A 16,555-nucleotide genomic window follows, 5' to 3' on the forward strand; every position below is an offset into this window, starting at 1 on the left:
CTCGTCATGTCCTCATCTTCGCCCATCGATTACGCCGCGCTGGCCGACCGCATCCATACGTGGGGACGCGAACTCGGCTTCCAGCAGGTCGGCATCACCGACACCGACCTCGAGGCGCATGAGCGCTATCTCGAGCGTTGGCTCGCGGCCGGCTACCACGGCGAAATGCACTTCATGGCCAAACACGGCCACAAGCGCACGCGGCCTGAAGAACTCATACCCGGCACCATGCGCGTCATCAGCGTGCGCATGGACTACCTGCCCCCCGAGGTGGAAACCACCAAGGTGCTCGGACAACCCGAGCGCGCCTATGTTTCACGCTATGCGCTGGGACGCGATTACCACAAGCTGATTCGTAAGCGTCTAGCCACCCTGGCCAAATACATAGAGGACGAAGTCGGCGCGTACGGCTACCGGGCCTTCGTCGATTCGGCCCCGGTCATGGAACGTGCCCTGGCGCAGAAAGCCGGCCTCGGCTGGTTCGGCAAGAATGCCATGCTGCTCAACCCCCAGGCCGGTTCACTGTTCTTTCTCGGCGAGCTATACACCGACCTGCCGCTACCGATGGACGCTCCCTTCGAGAGCGAGCATTGCGGGAAGTGCTCACGCTGTCAGACGGCTTGTCCGACAGGCGCCATTGTCGACGACAAGGTCATCGACTCGCGGCGCTGCATCTCGTATCTAACCATCGAGCTCGCCGGTTCGATTCCCGAAGAATACCGCAAAGCGATGGGCAACCGAGTCTACGGCTGCGACGACTGCCAACTGGTGTGTCCCTTTACAAGTTTCACGCGCGCCTCGCAGGAAGAAGACTTCGCGCCACGCCATGACCTCGACCGCGCCTCACTGATCCGACTCTTCGCCTGGAGCGAGGAAGAGTTCCTGATGCGCACCGAAGGTAGCGCGATTCGTCGCATCGGCTATGAGCGCTGGCTGCGCAATCTGGCCGTCGGTCTGGGCAACGCACCCTGGAGCGAGCGCGTCGAGGGCGCCTTGCGTGCGCGCCTGGCCTACCCTTCCGATCTGGTCCGCGAACACGTGCGCTGGGGACTCGAGCAGCAGCGCCAAAAGCGCGAGCAATTGATCGTCAGTCAGGTCGAGGTCTAGCTAGCAGCCTGCTCAGACGCGCAGAAATGTCTTGCGATAATGCGCCAGCTCGGCCAGCGATTCGCGGATGTCATCCAGCGCCTGGTGCGTATTGTGCTTCTCGAAGCCTGCCAGGGCCTGCGGGTTCCAGCGTTTGGCCAGTTCCTTGAGCGTCGACACATCGAGATTGCGGTAGTGGAAGAACTCGGCCAGTTCGGGCATTTCCCGCCGCATGAAACGACGATCCTGGTGCACGCTGTTGCCGCACATGGGTGAGCTGTTGGGCGTCACATACGCCTTGAGAAACGCCAGCGTCTGGCGCTCGGCCTCGGCGGTATCGATGCGACTCTCGCGGACGCGTTGCGTCAGCCCCGAGTCGCCATGCGTGCGTGTATTCCACTCGTCCATCGCGTCGAGCAGATTGTCCGGCTGATGCACCGCGAGCACCGGCCCTTCGGCAATCAGGTTCAGATCGCTATCGGTGATCAAAGTTGCCACCTCGATGATGCGCTCACGAGCAGGGTCGAGCCCGGTCATTTCCAGGTCGATCCAGATCAGCAGGTCGTTACGCGGAGCTTGCGGTGTGTCACTTGCCATAGGGGTCTCCATCGGGGCGCCATTGCCTAAGCCCAGGCCTAGGGACAGCATGGCGCTATGAACGCTATAATGACTGCCATTGTACCCTGTCCCGAGAGCGCATGAGCAAACGCAAACTCAGCCGCCAGCAACGTTGGCGGGTCGAAAAGATTCAAGCCCAGCGCGCCGAGCGTGCCCAACGCCGAACCCAGCGCGACGACACCGCACTCGAGGCCGGCGATTATGGCCCTGAGCTCTTGGGACGTGTCACCGCACATTTCGGACGCACGCTGGAAGTGGAGGCCGAGGGCGAACACGGCGGTCTTCAGCGTCACCGTTGCCATCTGCGCGCCAACCTCGAGGGCCTGGTCACCGGCGACAACGTGGTATGGCGTACAGCGAGCGACGGCAGTGGCGTGGTCGTGGCGCGCCAGCCGCGTCATAGCGTGCTCGAGCGTCCCGACGCGCGTGGCCAGCTCAAGCCCGTGGCCGCCAATATCGCGCAGATCCTGATCGTCTTCGCCGTGGAGCCCGCTCCCCACCCCAATCTCATCGATCGCTATCTCGTCGCCGCCGAGGCCACTAGTATTGCCCCGGTGCTGGTGCTCAACAAGACCGATCTGCTGCCCGACGAGGGCGGTGAATTGCGCACGTTGCTGGCACGCTATCGCGGGCTAGGATATCGCGTGGTCAGCGCCTCCACGCAGTGCGAGGACGGTCTCGAGACCCTGCATGCCTGTCTCACCGAACGTACCTCAGTGTTCGTGGGCCAGAGCGGGGTTGGCAAGTCATCCTTGATCGACCGCCTGCTGCCCGATAGGCAACTGCGCGTCGGTGCACTCTCGGTAGATTCACGCAAGGGCACACACACCACGACCACGGCCACGCTCTATCATCTACCGGCGGGCGGCGAACTGATCGACTCGCCGGGCATTCGCGAATTCGGACTCAGCCATCTTGACGAGCGCGACGTGGAACGCGGGTTCATCGAATTTCAGCCCTACCTGGGCCACTGCCGTTTCCGCGATTGTCATCATCGCCAGGAGCCGGGATGTGCCTTGCGTGAAGCCGTGGAACGCGGCGATATTCTCGCTTCACGGTTCGATAGCTACCGACACATCGTCGATAGCCTGGAACTCGACCGCTCTCCATGAAGAACGCCTCATGAAGAACGCCTCGCCCCCAAAAGGGGCGAGGCGTCATGCATACGACGTTACCTAGTGAATCGACAAACCTGGATGCAGCTCAGCCAAGCGTATCGAGTCCGCGGCGGATATCGCGCTTGAGATCATCCAGCGCTTCCAGGCCCACGGCGATGCGCACCAAACCTTCACTAATCCCCGCAGCGACCTTCTGCTCATCGCCCAAGCGTGCGTGGGTCGTCGTCGCCGGATGCGTGACGGTCGTTTTCACATCACCCAGGTTGCCGGTGATCGACATCAGGCGAGAATGATCGATGAGTGCCCAGGCACCGTCGCGACCGCCTTTCACCTCAACGCCCAGCACGGCGCCGAAGCCGCGTTGCTGCTGCTTGGCCAGCGCATGCTGCGGGTGACTTTCCAGACCGCTGTAATGCACGTGGGCGATTTCCGGCTGCACCTCCAGCCACTCCGCCAGGGCCAGAGTATTCTCACAATGCGCCTTCATGCGCAGCCCCAGCGTTTCCAGCCCCTTGAGGAAGATCCACGCATTGAAAGGACTCATGCACGGGCCACAGGTGCGCACGACGCCCACCAATTCCTTGAGCATTTCCTCGGGCCCCACCACGGCACCACCGATGGCCCGCCCTTGACCATCCAGGTACTTGGTCGCCGAGTGGATCACCAGATCGGCGCCCAGGTCGAGCGGACGCTGCAAGACCGGGGTCAAAAAACAGTTGTCGATGGCGAGCCAGGCGTCATGGCGATGCGCCAAGTCAGCCAATGCGGCGATATCCACCACCTCGGACAGCGGATTGGAAGGCGTCTCGGCGAACAATAAGCGCGTCTGCGGCGTAATCGCGGCCTGCCAGGCATCCAGGTCGCCCAGTTCCACGTAGCGGGTCACGATCCCCAGCTTGCCGAGATACTTGTCGAACAGGCTGACCGTGGAACCAAACAATGAACGCGAGGCGACGATTTCATCACCGGCCTGCAAGAACGCCAGCGCCGTGGCGAGAATCGCCGCCATGCCGGAACTGGTCGCCACGCAACGCTCACCGCCTTCAAGCGCCGCCAGGCGTTTCTCGAAGGTGTGCACCGTGGGGTTGGTGAAACGCGAATAGATGTTGCCCGGTTCTTCGCCGGAGAACTTGCGCGCCGCCTCGGCGGCGCTGCCGTAGACGAAGCTCGACGTGGGGAAGATCGGCTCGCCATGTTCCTGCTCGTGCGTGCGGTCGTGGCCGGCACGGATCGCCAGCGTGTCGAGCGCGAAGGCGTCGTCATGATCCTCATGCATGTCCCACCTCCTCAGTCTTCTTCGACATCGTTATGCAGGTCGACCACGGCATGCACCGTATTGTCCTGATGTTTGGCCATGTCGCTACGCGCGGCCTCGAGATCGGCCAGATAGGCGGCATCGATATCGCCGGTCACGTACTCGCCATCGAACACCGAGCAATCGAACTCCTCGAGCGAAGGATTGACGTCGCGACATGCCGCCTTGAGGTCCTCGAGTTTCTGATAGACGATACGATCGGCGCCAATCAGCTCCCCGACTTCCTCTTCACTGCGGCCATGTGCGATCAATTCCGATGCCACCGGCATGTCGATGCCGTAAACATTGGGATAACGCACCGGCGGCGCGGCGGAGGCGAAATAGACCTTGCGCGCTCCTGCCTCACGGGCCATCTGGATGATCTGTTTACACGTGGTACCGCGCACGATGGAATCGTCGACCAGTAGCACGTTCTTGCCGGCGAACTCGACGTCGATGGCATTGAGCTTCTGACGCACCGATTTCTTGCGCTGCGTCTGCCCCGGCATGATAAAGGTCCGCCCGATATAGCGATTCTTCATGAAGCCTTCGCGGTACGTCACGCCCAGATGCTGCGCCATTTCCAGCGCCGAGGTTCGCGAGGTATCGGGGATCGGAATCACTACGTCGATGTCATGTTCCGGCCAGTCACGCTGGATGCGATCGCCCAGCTTGCGCCCCATTTCCATGCGCGTGCCATAGACATAGGCGCCATCGAGGATCGAGTCGGGGCGCGCCAGATAGACATGTTCAAAGATACACGGCGTCAGCTGTGGGCGGTCAGCACACTGCTGGGTGTGCACTCGATTGCCCTCGGTTTCGATGAAGATCGCCTCGCCCGGTGCCAGATCGCGACACAGCTCGAAGCCACCGACATCCAGCGCCACCGACTCAGAGGCAATCATCACCTCCTGCCCTTCTTCCGTGTCGCGGGTACCGTAGACCACCGGCCGAATCCCGTGAGGATCACGAAACGCCACCATGCCAAAGCCATTGATGAACGCAACCGCCGCATAAGCGCCCTGACAGCGACGATGAACGCGACGTACGGCATCGAAAATGTCATCTGGGGAGAGATCGTGCCCTTGCTTGCCCAGCTCGTGCGCGAACACGTTGAGCAGGACTTCAGAGTCGGAGCTGGTATTGATGTGGCGCAGATCGGAAAAGAAAAGCTCACGTTTGAGCTGTTCGGAATTGGTCAGATTGCCATTATGCGCCAGCGAAATGCCATAGGGCGAGTTGACATAAAATGGCTGCGACTCCGCTTCGCTCGACGAGCCGGCAGTCGGGTAACGAATATGCCCAATGCCCATATTACCGCGCAGGCGCGTCATGTGGCGCGTATGGAACACATCACGCACCAGGCCATTGCTCTTGCGCAGCAGAAAGCGCCCCTCATGCCATGTCATCATCCCGGCGGCATCCTGGCCACGGTGTTGGAGCACTGTCAGCGCGTCATACAGCGACTGATTGACCGCCTGATTGGCCATGAGGCCCACGATACCGCACATTGTGCCTTTCCTCGCTTGCCATGAGAGTAGCGAACGGCATGTAAGAACGCCGTTCGCGGTTGAAGCCTGTCATGTATCAAGGCGCCTTCAGGGCGCCTGCGTTTCAGATGACGCGTTCGATGCAGGTGCCTCGGGCGACGTTTCCAATACTTGGCCGGCCGCCTCGCGCCCCGTGTCACGCAAGGCACGTTCGGCACCCGAGGTGTCGATTTCCCACGCCTCCAGACGGTCCACCGACCAGTCGCGCAATTGCTCGAAGGCAGGACGCAGTTGCGCATCCTGCCATGCGGCGATCCCCGACAAGGGCGTCAACGTCAAGATGACCGTCGCCAGCACCAGGATCAAGGCGCCTCGCGCAGCACCGAACGTCGCACCGGCGACACGGTTGAAAAACCCCATGCCGACCCATTCGATAGCGGCGTTGATCATACGGATCAAGAATCCGCACAGCATGACGATAACGAAAATGACCAGCACGAAGCCCAGCACCAGGCGAATCTCGGGATGATCGATATAGGGCGCCATCATCTCGGCTACTGCCGGGGCGAACATCCGCGCGCCCAGTAATGCTGCCACCCAAGCCGCTAGCCCCAATGCTTCGCGCACCAGGCCGCGCATGAAACCGGCCAGCATGGAGACGGTCAATACCGCCAGAAAGGCCCAGTCGAGCCAGGTCAGCGTCATTACTCCTCCCGCACGCGAATCAAGAGCCCTTGGATATTGGCGTCTTCCTTGAGTTCGGTGCGTACGCGCTCACCTGCATCAGAGGTTCCAAACGGACCGACGTAGACCGTCGTCAAATCATTGTCCCGCGGACGTTGATAGGCATCGAACCCTTGTGACGTGAGCTTTTCGACGAGCCGTGTGGCATTGTCCGGTTCCCCGAAGCTACCGACCTGGACCGCCCAGCCTTCTTGCACCTCGGACGTCGATGGCGACCCACCGGTATCCCCTTGCGCTTGCGACGATGCAGACTGTTCGGCAATGGCGGCAATGGGGTCATCGCTCCCAGACCCCGTCTCACCGGATGCTGCGCCGTCATTGGACGCCGCTGACGGCGAAGACGCGGTTGGCGAAGAAGCATCGGCGTCGGATTGACCGAGCTGGGACCCGGTCGCCGGCTCGACGACCCTGTCACTGTCCGCGTCTTCCTCGAGATTGACGGGCGGCTCAGGAGAGTCGACATCGCGCTGATCCACGGGAATCGGCTGCTCGATGGTTAGTACCGGTTCGGGACGCTCGCTTCGCGGAGTCGGCTCATCGAGCAGCATAGGCAGGAAAATCACTGCCAACGCGACGAGGATGATCGCGCCACTGATGCGCTCACGCATTCCATATTTCATGACACACTCCTTGGGCTCGCCACGACCCCGAGTGATTCAAGGGTGGTCAAAGCCTCGGCGACGGTCCAGAACGAGCCGCAAACAAGCACTTCGTCGCCATTATTCATATTGGTGTGCAACCAACGTACGCCAGCATCCGGTGACGCGGCACAATGCAATACCTGAGCGCCGCACGTCTCCAGGCAGGCGGCCAGCTGCTCGGCTTCGCGCGCGCGATCACCACTCAACGATACCGGCACCCAGGCATCGATCTGAGGCGCCAGCGCCTCGATCACACCCTTGGCATCCTTGTCGGCCAACATTCCCAGCAGACAAAAGCGCCGCCCGCGCAGCGGACGCTGCGCCAAGGAAGTAGCGACATAGGCAGCGGCATGCGGATTATGGCCGACATCCAGACACCAGGGGCCCTGCCATTGCAGCCGCCCAGGCAGTACGGCTCGGCCAAAAGCTCGCTGGCATGCCGATCTCTCGAGGGAAATGCCGGCCAGCGTCAGTGCCTGCAATGCCGTCGCGGCATTGTCCAACGGCAGGTTCGGATCGGGGAGCGCACGCAGAGCCAGGGCCTCACCGGTGGCGGTTTCACCCTGCCACTGCCAGCCATCGGTTGTGGCTTGCCAGTCGAATCGCTCGCCCAGCGCGAATACCGGCGCCGCCAGGCTCTCGGCATGCTGGCGCACACTCGCCGGCAGGGCGGTACTACCCAGTACCGCCGGGCGACCCGGACGCATGATGCCGGCTTTTTCCTGGCCGATGGTTTCGAGATGAGTGCCAAGAAAGGCGGCGTGATCTTGAGCCACGGTGGTCACCACAGCCACGTCCGGATCGATGACGTTGACCGCGTCCAACCGACCACCCAGTCCCACTTCGAGCAACGCGACATCGGGTTGCTGGTGCATAATCAACCACAAGGCGGCCAAAGTGCTGACTTCGAAGTAGGTGAGGCTGATCTCTTCACTCACAAAGCGCGCCGCTTCGACGGCCTCGAAGGCCTCGACCAAGATGACATCATCGACCTCTTGGCCATCGAAGCACAGGCGTTCGTTGTAGCGCTTTAGATGCGGTGATGTATAAGCGGCGCAGCGCCAGCCATTTTCACGTGCCAGCGCATCAAGCATGGCAACAGTCGAGCCCTTGCCGTTGGTGCCGGCCACGGTAATGACGCGCCCCGCCAATGCGGTGGTCGTAAGCCCCAGGCGAACGGCGACCGTGTTGACCCGCTCGAGCCCTAGATCAATGGACACGGGGTGCTGGCGCTCTAGATGCACCAGCCAAGCCTCCAGAGTGGTCGTGTCAGACATTCAGTGATCGGCCTGGGAGAACTCGTCCAATGTGCTCTGGGTCGGCGTTTCGTCGGCCTGATTATCCTGGCCGAGACGCGGCTGATGCGTCAGCTTACGCATGACGCCGCCCAACTGCTCACGCATATCATGACGATGCACGATCATGTCCACGGTGCCGTGCTCGAGCAGGAATTCGCTGCGCTGGAAGCCTTCCGGCAATTGCTCGCGCACGGTCTGCTCAATGACACGCGGCCCAGCGAACCCGATCAAGGCATTGGGCTCGGCGATATTGAGATCACCCAGCATCGCCAGTGACGCGGACACTCCGCCGAAGACAGGGTCGGTCAACACCGACATGTAGGGCACGCCCGCCTGCTTGAGCTTTTCCAAGACTGCAGATGTCTTGGCCATCTGCATCAACGAGAAAAGCGCCTCCTGCATGCGGGCACCGCCAGATGCGGCGAAGCAGACCAGCGGTACGCCTTCTTCCAGCGCCTGGGTCGCGGCACGCACGAACTTCTCGCCTACCACGGCCCCCATGGAACCACCCATGAAGCTGAATTCAAACGCCACCGCAACCACCGGTAAGCCATCGAGCTTACCGCGCATGGCAATCAAGGCATCGTTTTCGTCGGTAGCTTTCTGGGCCGCCGCCAAACGATCCTTGTACTTTTTGGAGTCGCGGAACTTGAGTCGATCGCTGGGTTGCAGGTCGGTGGCGATCTCCTCGCGACCTTCCGTATCCAGAAACCAGTTGAGTCGTTTGCGTGCCGTCAGGCGCAGATGGTGATCGCACTTGGGGCACACGCTTTGATGGCGCTCCAACTCGGGAAGATAGAGCACCGCCTCGCAATTGGGGCACTTACGCCACAGGCCATCCGGCACGCTTTTCCGGCGATCGGTTCGCTGGGTACGGCTCATCGACGGCACAATTTTGTCTAGCCAGCTCATGGTTCCGAGACGCTTCCGTGTTGCTTGTCTGACGCATCGAGCCACATCCGTGGCCCAATACAGCGAATAATAGGGGCCCGCATGACCATCTCAGCGATCCAGCGCATCACGCATGTCGCCAAGCACAGCCTTGAGCGCCGCCGGTATGACCTCGGGACGTTCCGCATTTTCGGCGATACGCGACACCAGTGCACTACCGACGATGACACCATCGGCTACCTGGCCGACCGCCGCAGCGGTCTCGCCATCGCGAATGCCGAAGCCGACACATAACGGCAAATCGGTCATCTCGCGTAGTGGCGCCAACTGTCGCGCCACGGCCTCGACATCCAGCGATGCGGCGCCAGTCACACCCTTGAGTGATACATAGTACAAATAACCTTCGCCGTGCGCACATATTGTAGCGGCCCGGGAGGACGAAGTGGTAGGGGCCAGCAGGAAGATCGACTGCAAACCGTGCTCGGTGAACAGCGGCGCTATCGCCGTGGCTTCCTCAGGCGGCATGTCGACCATCAGCACGCCGTCGACGCCCACCTCACGCGCACGCTGTACGAACGCCTCGTAGCCCATGCGCTCGATGGGATTGAGATATCCCATCAACACTACCGGGGTCACCTGGTCGGTCTCGCGAAACGACGCAACCATGTCGAGCACATCGGCCAGACGCGTCCCATGCTTGAGCGCGCGCGCGCAAGCTTTCTGGATCACCGGGCCATCGGCCATGGGATCGGAAAATGGCACGCCCAATTCCAGCACATCGGCGCCCGCCTCGACGCAGGCGTGCATGAAGCCAACGGTATACTGCGGCGCGGGGTCACCGGCGGTGATATACGGAATCAAGGCGCGGCGCGACTGAGTCTTGAGCGCCGCAAAACGTTGATCGATACGATTCATAGTCATGCTCAAAATTCCAGACCGTCGAGCTTGGCCACCGTGTGAATATCCTTGTCACCACGCCCGGAAAGATTGACGACGATGTGCTGATCGGGGCGCATGGAGGCCGCCATCACCTTGGCATGGGCCAGCGCATGAGCCGATTCCAACGCGGGCATGATGCCCTCGATGCAGGTCAACTCGCGAAACGCCTCGAGCACTGCATCGTCGTTGGCGGCCACGTAGCTGACGCGCCCCACATCCTTCCACAGTGCGTGCTCGGGGCCGACTCCAGGATAGTCGAGACCGGCGGAAATCGAGTGCGTCTCCGATACTTGGCCACTCGCGTCGGACATCAGATAGGTCCGATTGCCATGCAGCACACCGCTGGGGGCATTGCCAGTCAACGGTGCGGCGTGACGCCCAGTTTCGACACCGTCGCCACCGGCCTCGACGCCCATCATGGCCACTTCTTCGTCCTCGAGGAACGGATAGAAAAGGCCGATGGCATTGGAGCCGCCCCCTACGCAGGCCACCAGGGCATCGGGCAGGCGACCAATTTGTGCCAAGCTCTGCTTGCGCGCCTCGCGACCGATCACTGCGGTGAAATCGCGCACCATAGCGGGATAGGGATGCGGCCCCGCCACGGTGCCGATGATATAGAAGGTATCGTCGACATTGGTCACCCAGTCGCGCAGCGCCTCGTTCATGGCGTCCTTGAGGGTTCGCGACCCGGACTCGACCGGGTGCACCTCGGCCCCCAGAAGGCGCATGCGATAAACGTTGAGCTTCTGACGCTCGACGTCCTCGGCCCCCATGTAGATCTCGCACTTGAGGCCTAGTCGTGCCGCCACGGTGGCGGTGGCCACGCCATGCTGACCAGCACCGGTCTCGGCGATGACACGCGGCTTGCCGCTTTTCTTGGCGAGCAGCGCCTGGCCAATGGTGTTGTTCACCTTATGGGCGCCGGTGTGATTGAGATCTTCGCGCTTGAGCCAGATCTGCGCACCACCAAGCTTTTCGGACCATCGTTCAGCGTGGTACAGCGGAGACGGGCGGCCCACGTAATGGGCCAGATCACGGTCGAAATCGGCCTGGAAATCGGCATCGTCACGAAGGCTCATGTAAACCTTCTCCAACTCTTCCAGGGCGAAGCTCAGAGTCTCCGAGACGAACCGGCCACCGTAAGGGCCAAAATGGCCTTGGGCGTCCGGCAGTCGGGTCAGGTCGCTGAACTTGGTCACGAATGACACCTCTATGGGGCTTGGGTATGGGACACTTGGGACAGAAATGCCCGGATGCGCGCGGAGTCCTTGATGCCCTTGACCGCCTCGACGCCTCCCGAGACATCGACGGCGTAGGGCCACACTCGCTGAATGGCTTCGGCAACATTGGTTGCCGTCAAGCCTCCTGCGAGAATAACAGGTTTTGCCAGGTTTGCGGGGATTCGCGACCAGTCAAAGGTCTCGCCCGTTCCTCCCGGCATGCCGGGACGGTAAGCATCCAGCAGCAGGCCGCGCGCGCCGGCATAGCGCGCCGCCTCGGCGTGCAAGTCGAGTCCGTCGCGCATGCGCAAGGCCTTGATCCAAGGGATATCCAGATGCGCACACGCCTCGGCGGTCTCGTCACCATGCAACTGCACCAAATCAAGATGCCGCGCGCAACGCCGAATCTCGTCCGGCGGCTGGTCGACGAACAACCCTACGCGTGTCACGAAGGGCGGCACGCACGCCGATAGCTGCGCCAGGCGCGCTTCGTCGATAGCCCGCGCACTGCCAGGCCACATCACGAAGCCCAGCGCATCGGCACCCGCCGCCACTGCCGCCTGGATATCGTCCTCACGCGTCAGGCCGCAGATCTTGACACGCGTTCGTTGCATCGGCGCCTTCATGACGACATCTCCCGACGCGGTGGATAGACGCGGCGCTGGCGACGCGCACGCGCCCACTCACTATCCGGCAGCGTGCGCTCGCCACTCCACTCCCCGACGAACGCCAGCATGTTCGGGCCAAGTGGCTCTTGTGGCAATTCGAAGCGCTCATCGTAGTACACATCGACGAAGTGCAGTCCGCAGCCCGGCGCCGTGACATTGCCCTGCGTTCGATCACGCAGCGCCAACAGCTCGCCAGGATAGTTCGTCGGATGATCGCCGCGTCCGACGGCCATCAGCGCGCCGGCGATATTGCGGATCATGTGATGCAAGAACGCGTTGGCCTGAATGTCGAGGACGACCATCTGTCCATAGCGTCGTACCTCGATGAAATGCACATGGCGATGGGCGCTTTTCGACTGGCAACCCGCGGCGCGGAAACTCGAAAAATCGTGCTCGCCGATCAACGCTTGGGCGGCGGCATGCATGCGCTCGGCGTCCAGCGGCTCACGGCACCAGGTCACATTGGCGCGTTCGAGCACCGGCCGCGATGGCTGATTGAAGATCACGTAACGATAGCGCCGCGCCAAGGCCGAGAGTCGCGCATGAAAATCATCGGCGACCGGCACCACCCAGCGCACCGCAATATCCCGCGGCAATTTGGCATTGGTGCCGAACAGCCAGGCTTTTTGCGTACGAGCCACCGGTGCATCGAAGTGCACCACCTGGCGCGTGGCATGCACACCAGTATCGGTGCGCCCGCTACACAGCGCTTGCACCGGCGTATTGGCAATCTTCGAAAGCGCCGCTTCCAGCGCTGCCTGCACCGAAGGCGCTTGTGTGAGGCGCTGCCAGCCACAGTACGCACTGCCATCGTACTCGACACCGAGTGCAATGCGTCCTTCCAGCGGCTGGCAGTCATCCTGGAATTCGAAGAAGGCCATCGATATCCGTCACGTTGAGTCTTGGGCATGTCAAGTGGAGGCTGGGCATGAAGCTTGACTTCAGCGTCTTGGCGCCCCATCGACGCGCCCATTATCCAGATGCGAGGGTTCGAACGCCACTTCCTCGACCTCCCAATGCGCAACATCATGTGGTGACTCGCTTGAATCATCGTGCGACTCGGCCCCCGCGGAGGGCTCTACCTCGGGCAACTGATAATCCAGTCGTGCAGGCGCGTCGGGAACCTCGGGCGGGTTGAAGTCGAGCGGCGCGGCCTCCTCGTCGGGGCGTACGGCAGGCGTTACCGCCTCCTCATCCGTTTCATCATGGGGCGTCTCGGACTTGGCGCTGTCGGCAGGCACCGAGGCGCCTGCGAATAGTGGATCCATCTCGGGGGAAGACGCCACCGACTCATGCGACACACTCGCGGCTTGCGTGGCGACGACTTGACGATAATGCGTCACCAAGGCCTCGACCTCGCGATGCGTTTCATCACTGACCGACGACGCAAAGCACTCAGCCTCCCGCTCCAATACATTGAGCTCACCCAGCTCGCCCAACACCGACAGCAATTTGAGACGTAACTCGGCATTTTCCTGTACCGCCAGACGCGCCTGCAGCCATTCGCGCGCCTGGGTATAACGACCATAGGCGATATAAATGTCGGCCTCGTCGATGGTGGCCGTCTCGGGTACATCATCGTCGCTCAAGATCGGGCGCGTCTTGGCGGCGGACTGCGTCGTCCCCAACCGCGCCGTCATATCCTGGTAGGTCGCTTCGCGGCCGGTACGCCAACGCTGCCATCCCCAGAGCGCCAGCAATGCCGCCAGTACGATCAGTAGCCCCGCCTGCAATGGCCCCAACCAGGATGACGACGCTTCATCACGCTGGGCAGCATTCGGAGGCGTTTCGTCGCTGATGGATGCTGCCTGCTCGACGGACGGCGCCGATGAGGTATCGAACGCCGTCTGTGCCAGCAACGCTGCCACGCCGGTGACATCGACCGGCGGTAGCATCGAGAGTGCTTCAAGGCGCTCGGCCAGCGCATCACGCTCCCGCTCGACGTAGGCTACGCGTACGCGCAGCGCTTGCAGTGCCGCCTCCAGCTCGGCCGCACGCCGCGAATCGGCTTCTCCTGTACGCTGACTCGATGAAGTGGCGCCCGACGATGCAGGACGTGAAGCCTCGGCCCCCTCGGGACCCGTCCCGACAACGCCCTGTGGCGCCTCGGACTGGGGCTGAGAGTTCGCACGAGAAGACATCGAAGCATTGGCTTGCCATGTCGAGGCATCATCCTGCGTTGTCTGCGACGCACCGGGAGAACTCGACAAGGCGTAGCCAGGCGGATCGAGCAACAATGTCACCGGCTGCTGGATACGCCCTTGCGGCCATGACACCTCCAGCAATAATTCGAGATAGGCGCGCCCCACCGACGCCTGACTGCTGATCGTGATGCGTGGCGGCGTGGTATCGCGCGATAGCGCGACATTCAGCGGCATTTCTAGTGCCCTCTCGTCCATCCCCGCCGCTTCGAAGGCACCGTCATCCGCCAGACGCACCTTGAGTCGCTGGGGATCGATATCGCCGACACCGGACAGCGCCAGTTCGGCGCGCAAGGGCTGATTGAGATACGAGGTGACCTGCGGCGCGCCCACGCTTACCCCTAGTGCCACGGGGCTTATCACGACCAGGCACAATGCCAGAGCAATCTTGCGCAGCATGGAATCCTCAAGAACGACGTCAACGATAGTTTGAGTTTTACCATATCTTTTAACCAGCCACCTCATACTAGGCACTACCCAAACGAGACGAGCCCGCCTAGGCGGGCTCGTTGCTCAGGATGACCATAAGGCATGGGCGCCATCTCGACGGCGCCACACCTGTCAGCGCGTGGCGATGATCCAGACAGCGTGGACGATGCCGGGAATATACCCCAACAACGTCAGCAGAATATTGAGCCAGAAATGCAGGCCGAAGCCGACCTGTAGGAAAACCCCCAGGGGCGGCAGCAAAATAGCCAGAATTATGCGGATAATGTCCATACATCCTCTCCTTGTGAATGCGTCCTTTCAGAGTCTTTCAAGGTAGCGTGGGTCGCCACACTGGTGGTATTCACCGCCTAGCATGATACGCAAGGGCATGATGCCTAGATAGCCTGGCTATTGCTTTCCGCGAGGATCACAATATTCGACACCCGGCGCATGCGAATGTGCATCGGGATCGATTTTCTGGCGCACCTCATCGGCGCCGGAGGCCAGCGTGTCATGGTGACGCTCCCAGTCTTCCCAATCATGCGGAGTACCACTGCGCGGGCGGTGGCTTGCCGCGCCCCGGGCTCTTGCCCAAGCCTGTTCCTCGAGGGTGGTGGGCTTGTCCTCTTCCTTGTCGAGGCCGATTCCCTGCTTGGCCAAGTAATCGCGTGCGTTCATGTTGCCTCCCGAAGAGCCGAAACCTGTCTATCACGTCTCGTACCAATGGTTTGCGCTACTTCCGCGCAGCGTCACTTTCTCACGATGTCACTATAGCTTATCTATCTTACTGAAGGCATGAGGCCGACTTTCAAGTCGCCGCCACTTTATCGTTTACACAATCTCCACGCGCTGCAATGACACCGTGAGAATGAGCTATTCTCGACTACAGGGCTCAGGGCTATTATCCGGTCCTGCCCGTCGACGCTAAGGAGGCCTTCCATGACGCGCTCATCCCCCACCGTAGTCGGCGATATCATGATCGGCGATGGCTACCGAGTCACCGCCAACACTTCGATCTCGGTCCTCGCTGACGGTCTGGCTCGCCACCGATTGCCCGGTGCGCCAGTCGTCGATGCGCAAGACCACCTGATCGGCTTCATCTCGGAACAGGATGTGCTGGGCCAGTTGCTCGATAGCGCCTATCACTGCGGCCAGCCATCCTTGGTCGGCGAACTGATGCGCGAAGTCGTGCTGACCGTAACGCCTGACAAGAGCATCGTCGACCTGGCCGAGTCCATGCGCGGCGAACGCCCCAAGGTATATCCCGTCGTCGATGACGGACACGTCATCGGCCTGGTAACCCGTCGCGAGGTTTTAGGCGCCCTGTTGGTAATGCGCAACCGCTGCTAAGGCCGACGCCAACGCATAAAAAACCGCCGTACAAAGGGCACGGCGGTCAATCGAGAACAGTAAGCTCAAAACGCATTTCCTAGCGACTGCCTGGAATCACGTTTCTTGCTTTAACTCAGACCATATTGCGAGCAAAAGTTCCCTCTCCTCGCGCATTTTTTTATCGAGCGCTGCTATGGTCAGGCTTGCCAAGCCTGGCTCGCTTGATTAACATCCCTGCGTCGAGCGGGCATAGCTCAGTTGGTAGAGCATCAGCTTCCCACGCTGAGGGTCGCGAGTTCGAGCCTCGTTGCCCGCTCCACTCCTTCTTCGTAAGTTCAGGCAGACCTCAGGGTCGCGAGCTGGTGCGCCAGCCCGGTCGCGCCTCGTTGCCCGCTCCACTCCTTCTTCGTAAGTTCAGGCAGACCTCAGGGTCGCGAGCTGGTGCGCCAGCCCGGTCGCGCCTCGTTGCCCGCTCCACTCCTTTCTGCGATTTCATTCCAGCCCGCTTTCCTTTTTCGTGTCATTGTTTCCCCCACCGATGGTCGACTCGCGAGTGTGCGCACTTTTAGGCAGAATCACGCTGCTG

17 protein-coding genes and 1 tRNA gene are annotated in these 16,555 nt (G+C 61.5%); 4 read left to right on the forward strand and 14 right to left on the reverse strand.

Annotated features, from left to right (window positions below):
* Nucleotides 1–6: 6 nt before the first annotated feature.
* Nucleotides 7–1,107 (forward strand): tRNA epoxyqueuosine(34) reductase QueG, encoded by a 1,101-nt coding sequence (gene queG, locus OP496_RS01500; protein ID WP_280561561.1) that lies wholly within the window; start codon nt 7–9, stop codon nt 1,105–1,107.
* Nucleotides 1,108–1,119: 12 nt separating this feature from the next.
* Here the strand turns inward: queG and orn are convergent, their stop codons facing one another.
* Nucleotides 1,120–1,683 carry an oligoribonuclease gene (gene orn, locus OP496_RS01505; RefSeq protein WP_280561562.1) on the reverse strand — a complete coding sequence of 188 codons (564 nt, stop codon included), beginning with the start codon at nt 1,681–1,683 and terminating at the stop codon, nt 1,120–1,122.
* Between the two features lie 101 nt (nt 1,684–1,784).
* Here orn and rsgA point away from each other — a divergent pair, with 101 nt between their 5' ends.
* Nucleotides 1,785–2,816: a small ribosomal subunit biogenesis GTPase RsgA gene (rsgA, locus tag OP496_RS01510; RefSeq protein WP_280561563.1), complete on the forward strand. Its 1,032-nt coding sequence runs from the start codon at nt 1,785–1,787 to the stop codon at nt 2,814–2,816.
* A 91-nt stretch (nt 2,817–2,907) separates the two neighbouring features.
* On the opposite strand, the gene OP496_RS01515 is transcribed toward rsgA, so the two are convergent.
* From OP496_RS01515 to OP496_RS01575, 13 genes are all read right to left on the reverse strand, one after another.
* On the reverse strand, nt 2,908–4,098 hold the full coding sequence (locus OP496_RS01515) for an O-succinylhomoserine sulfhydrylase (protein WP_280561564.1): 1,191 nt from the start codon (nt 4,096–4,098) through the stop codon (nt 2,908–2,910).
* An 11-nt stretch (nt 4,099–4,109) separates the two neighbouring features.
* Nucleotides 4,110–5,627, reverse strand: coding sequence for an amidophosphoribosyltransferase (purF, locus tag OP496_RS01520; RefSeq protein ID WP_280561565.1), 1,518 nt, complete (start codon nt 5,625–5,627; stop codon nt 4,110–4,112).
* Nucleotides 5,628–5,714: 87 nt separating this feature from the next.
* On the reverse strand, nt 5,715–6,311 hold the full coding sequence (locus OP496_RS01525; RefSeq protein WP_280561567.1) for a CvpA family protein: 597 nt from the start codon (nt 6,309–6,311) through the stop codon (nt 5,715–5,717).
* A complete protein-coding gene (locus OP496_RS01530) occupies nt 6,311–6,970 on the reverse strand; it encodes an SPOR domain-containing protein (RefSeq protein ID WP_280561569.1) in 660 nt (219 codons plus the stop codon). The genes OP496_RS01525 and OP496_RS01530 overlap by 1 nt, the downstream gene beginning before the upstream one ends.
* Nucleotides 6,967–8,268 (reverse strand): bifunctional tetrahydrofolate synthase/dihydrofolate synthase, encoded by a 1,302-nt coding sequence (gene folC / locus OP496_RS01535; RefSeq protein ID WP_280561570.1) that lies wholly within the window; start codon nt 8,266–8,268, stop codon nt 6,967–6,969. Before folC ends, OP496_RS01530 begins: the two co-directional genes overlap by 4 nt.
* Nucleotides 8,269–9,201: an acetyl-CoA carboxylase, carboxyltransferase subunit beta gene (gene accD / locus OP496_RS01540; protein WP_280561573.1), complete on the reverse strand. Its 933-nt coding sequence runs from the start codon at nt 9,199–9,201 to the stop codon at nt 8,269–8,271. It lies immediately after the preceding gene.
* A gap of 90 nt (nt 9,202–9,291) precedes the next feature.
* Complete coding sequence (gene trpA / locus OP496_RS01545) at nt 9,292–10,095, reverse strand: tryptophan synthase subunit alpha (protein WP_280561897.1); 804 nt, start codon at nt 10,093–10,095, stop codon at nt 9,292–9,294.
* 8 nt (nt 10,096–10,103) lie between these two features.
* Entirely contained in the window at nt 10,104–11,318 is a 1,215-nt protein-coding gene (gene trpB, locus OP496_RS01550; protein WP_280561575.1) for a tryptophan synthase subunit beta, read from the reverse strand.
* Between the two features lie 11 nt (nt 11,319–11,329).
* A complete protein-coding gene (locus OP496_RS01555; protein WP_280561576.1) occupies nt 11,330–11,965 on the reverse strand; it encodes a phosphoribosylanthranilate isomerase in 636 nt (211 codons plus the stop codon).
* A complete protein-coding gene (truA, locus tag OP496_RS01560) occupies nt 11,962–12,888 on the reverse strand; it encodes a tRNA pseudouridine(38-40) synthase TruA (RefSeq protein WP_280561579.1) in 927 nt (308 codons plus the stop codon). Before truA ends, OP496_RS01555 begins: the two co-directional genes overlap by 4 nt.
* Nucleotides 12,889–12,948: 60 nt before the next feature.
* Nucleotides 12,949–14,607: a hypothetical protein gene (locus tag OP496_RS01565; RefSeq protein WP_280561581.1), complete on the reverse strand. Its 1,659-nt coding sequence runs from the start codon at nt 14,605–14,607 to the stop codon at nt 12,949–12,951.
* A 162-nt stretch (nt 14,608–14,769) separates the two neighbouring features.
* Nucleotides 14,770–14,928: a YqaE/Pmp3 family membrane protein gene (locus tag OP496_RS01570; RefSeq protein ID WP_280561582.1), complete on the reverse strand. Its 159-nt coding sequence runs from the start codon at nt 14,926–14,928 to the stop codon at nt 14,770–14,772.
* A gap of 117 nt (nt 14,929–15,045) precedes the next feature.
* Complete coding sequence (locus OP496_RS01575; protein WP_075367796.1) at nt 15,046–15,315, reverse strand: hypothetical protein; 270 nt, start codon at nt 15,313–15,315, stop codon at nt 15,046–15,048.
* A gap of 261 nt (nt 15,316–15,576) precedes the next feature.
* Here OP496_RS01575 and OP496_RS01580 point away from each other — a divergent pair, with 261 nt between their 5' ends.
* Together OP496_RS01580 and OP496_RS01585 are read left to right on the forward strand one after the other, a co-directional pair.
* The gene (locus tag OP496_RS01580; protein WP_280561583.1) at nt 15,577–15,987 is read left to right on the forward strand and encodes a CBS domain-containing protein; all 411 of its coding nucleotides are present in this window, start codon (nt 15,577–15,579) and stop codon (nt 15,985–15,987) included.
* A 225-nt stretch (nt 15,988–16,212) separates the two neighbouring features.
* Nucleotides 16,213–16,288: transfer RNA gene (locus OP496_RS01585), tRNA-Gly, on the forward strand.
* Nucleotides 16,289–16,555 lie beyond the last annotated feature (267 nt).

Source organism: Chromohalobacter sp. 48-RD10 (genome assembly GCF_029889785.1).
In the GTDB taxonomy this organism is placed as follows: domain Bacteria; phylum Pseudomonadota; class Gammaproteobacteria; order Pseudomonadales; family Halomonadaceae; genus Chromohalobacter.

Bases quoted from the DNA above. Each gene is read 5' to 3' on its own strand.
- queG (WP_280561561.1), top strand. From the start codon at position 7: ATGTCCTCATCTTCGCCCATCGATTACGCCGCGCTGGCCGACCGCATC.
- orn (WP_280561562.1), bottom strand. From the start codon at position 1,683: ATGGCAAGTGACACACCGCAAGCTCCGCGTAACGACCTGCTGATCTGG.
- rsgA (WP_280561563.1), top strand. From the start codon at position 1,785: ATGAGCAAACGCAAACTCAGCCGCCAGCAACGTTGGCGGGTCGAAAAG.
- OP496_RS01515 (WP_280561564.1), bottom strand. From the start codon at position 4,098: ATGCATGAGGATCATGACGACGCCTTCGCGCTCGACACGCTGGCGATC.
- purF (WP_280561565.1), bottom strand. From the start codon at position 5,627: ATGTGCGGTATCGTGGGCCTCATGGCCAATCAGGCGGTCAATCAGTCG.
- OP496_RS01525 (WP_280561567.1), bottom strand. From the start codon at position 6,311: ATGACGCTGACCTGGCTCGACTGGGCCTTTCTGGCGGTATTGACCGTC.
- OP496_RS01530 (WP_280561569.1), bottom strand. From the start codon at position 6,970: ATGAAATATGGAATGCGTGAGCGCATCAGTGGCGCGATCATCCTCGTC.
- folC (WP_280561570.1), bottom strand. From the start codon at position 8,268: ATGTCTGACACGACCACTCTGGAGGCTTGGCTGGTGCATCTAGAGCGC.
- accD (WP_280561573.1), bottom strand. From the start codon at position 9,201: ATGAGCTGGCTAGACAAAATTGTGCCGTCGATGAGCCGTACCCAGCGA.
- trpA (WP_280561897.1), bottom strand. From the start codon at position 10,095: ATGAATCGTATCGATCAACGTTTTGCGGCGCTCAAGACTCAGTCGCGC.
- OP496_RS01555 (WP_280561576.1), bottom strand. From the start codon at position 11,965: ATGAAGGCGCCGATGCAACGAACGCGTGTCAAGATCTGCGGCCTGACG.
- truA (WP_280561579.1), bottom strand. From the start codon at position 12,888: ATGGCCTTCTTCGAATTCCAGGATGACTGCCAGCCGCTGGAAGGACGC.
- OP496_RS01565 (WP_280561581.1), bottom strand. From the start codon at position 14,607: ATGCTGCGCAAGATTGCTCTGGCATTGTGCCTGGTCGTGATAAGCCCC.
- OP496_RS01570 (WP_280561582.1), bottom strand. From the start codon at position 14,928: ATGGACATTATCCGCATAATTCTGGCTATTTTGCTGCCGCCCCTGGGG.
- OP496_RS01575 (WP_075367796.1), bottom strand. From the start codon at position 15,315: ATGAACGCACGCGATTACTTGGCCAAGCAGGGAATCGGCCTCGACAAG.
- OP496_RS01580 (WP_280561583.1), top strand. From the start codon at position 15,577: ATGACGCGCTCATCCCCCACCGTAGTCGGCGATATCATGATCGGCGAT.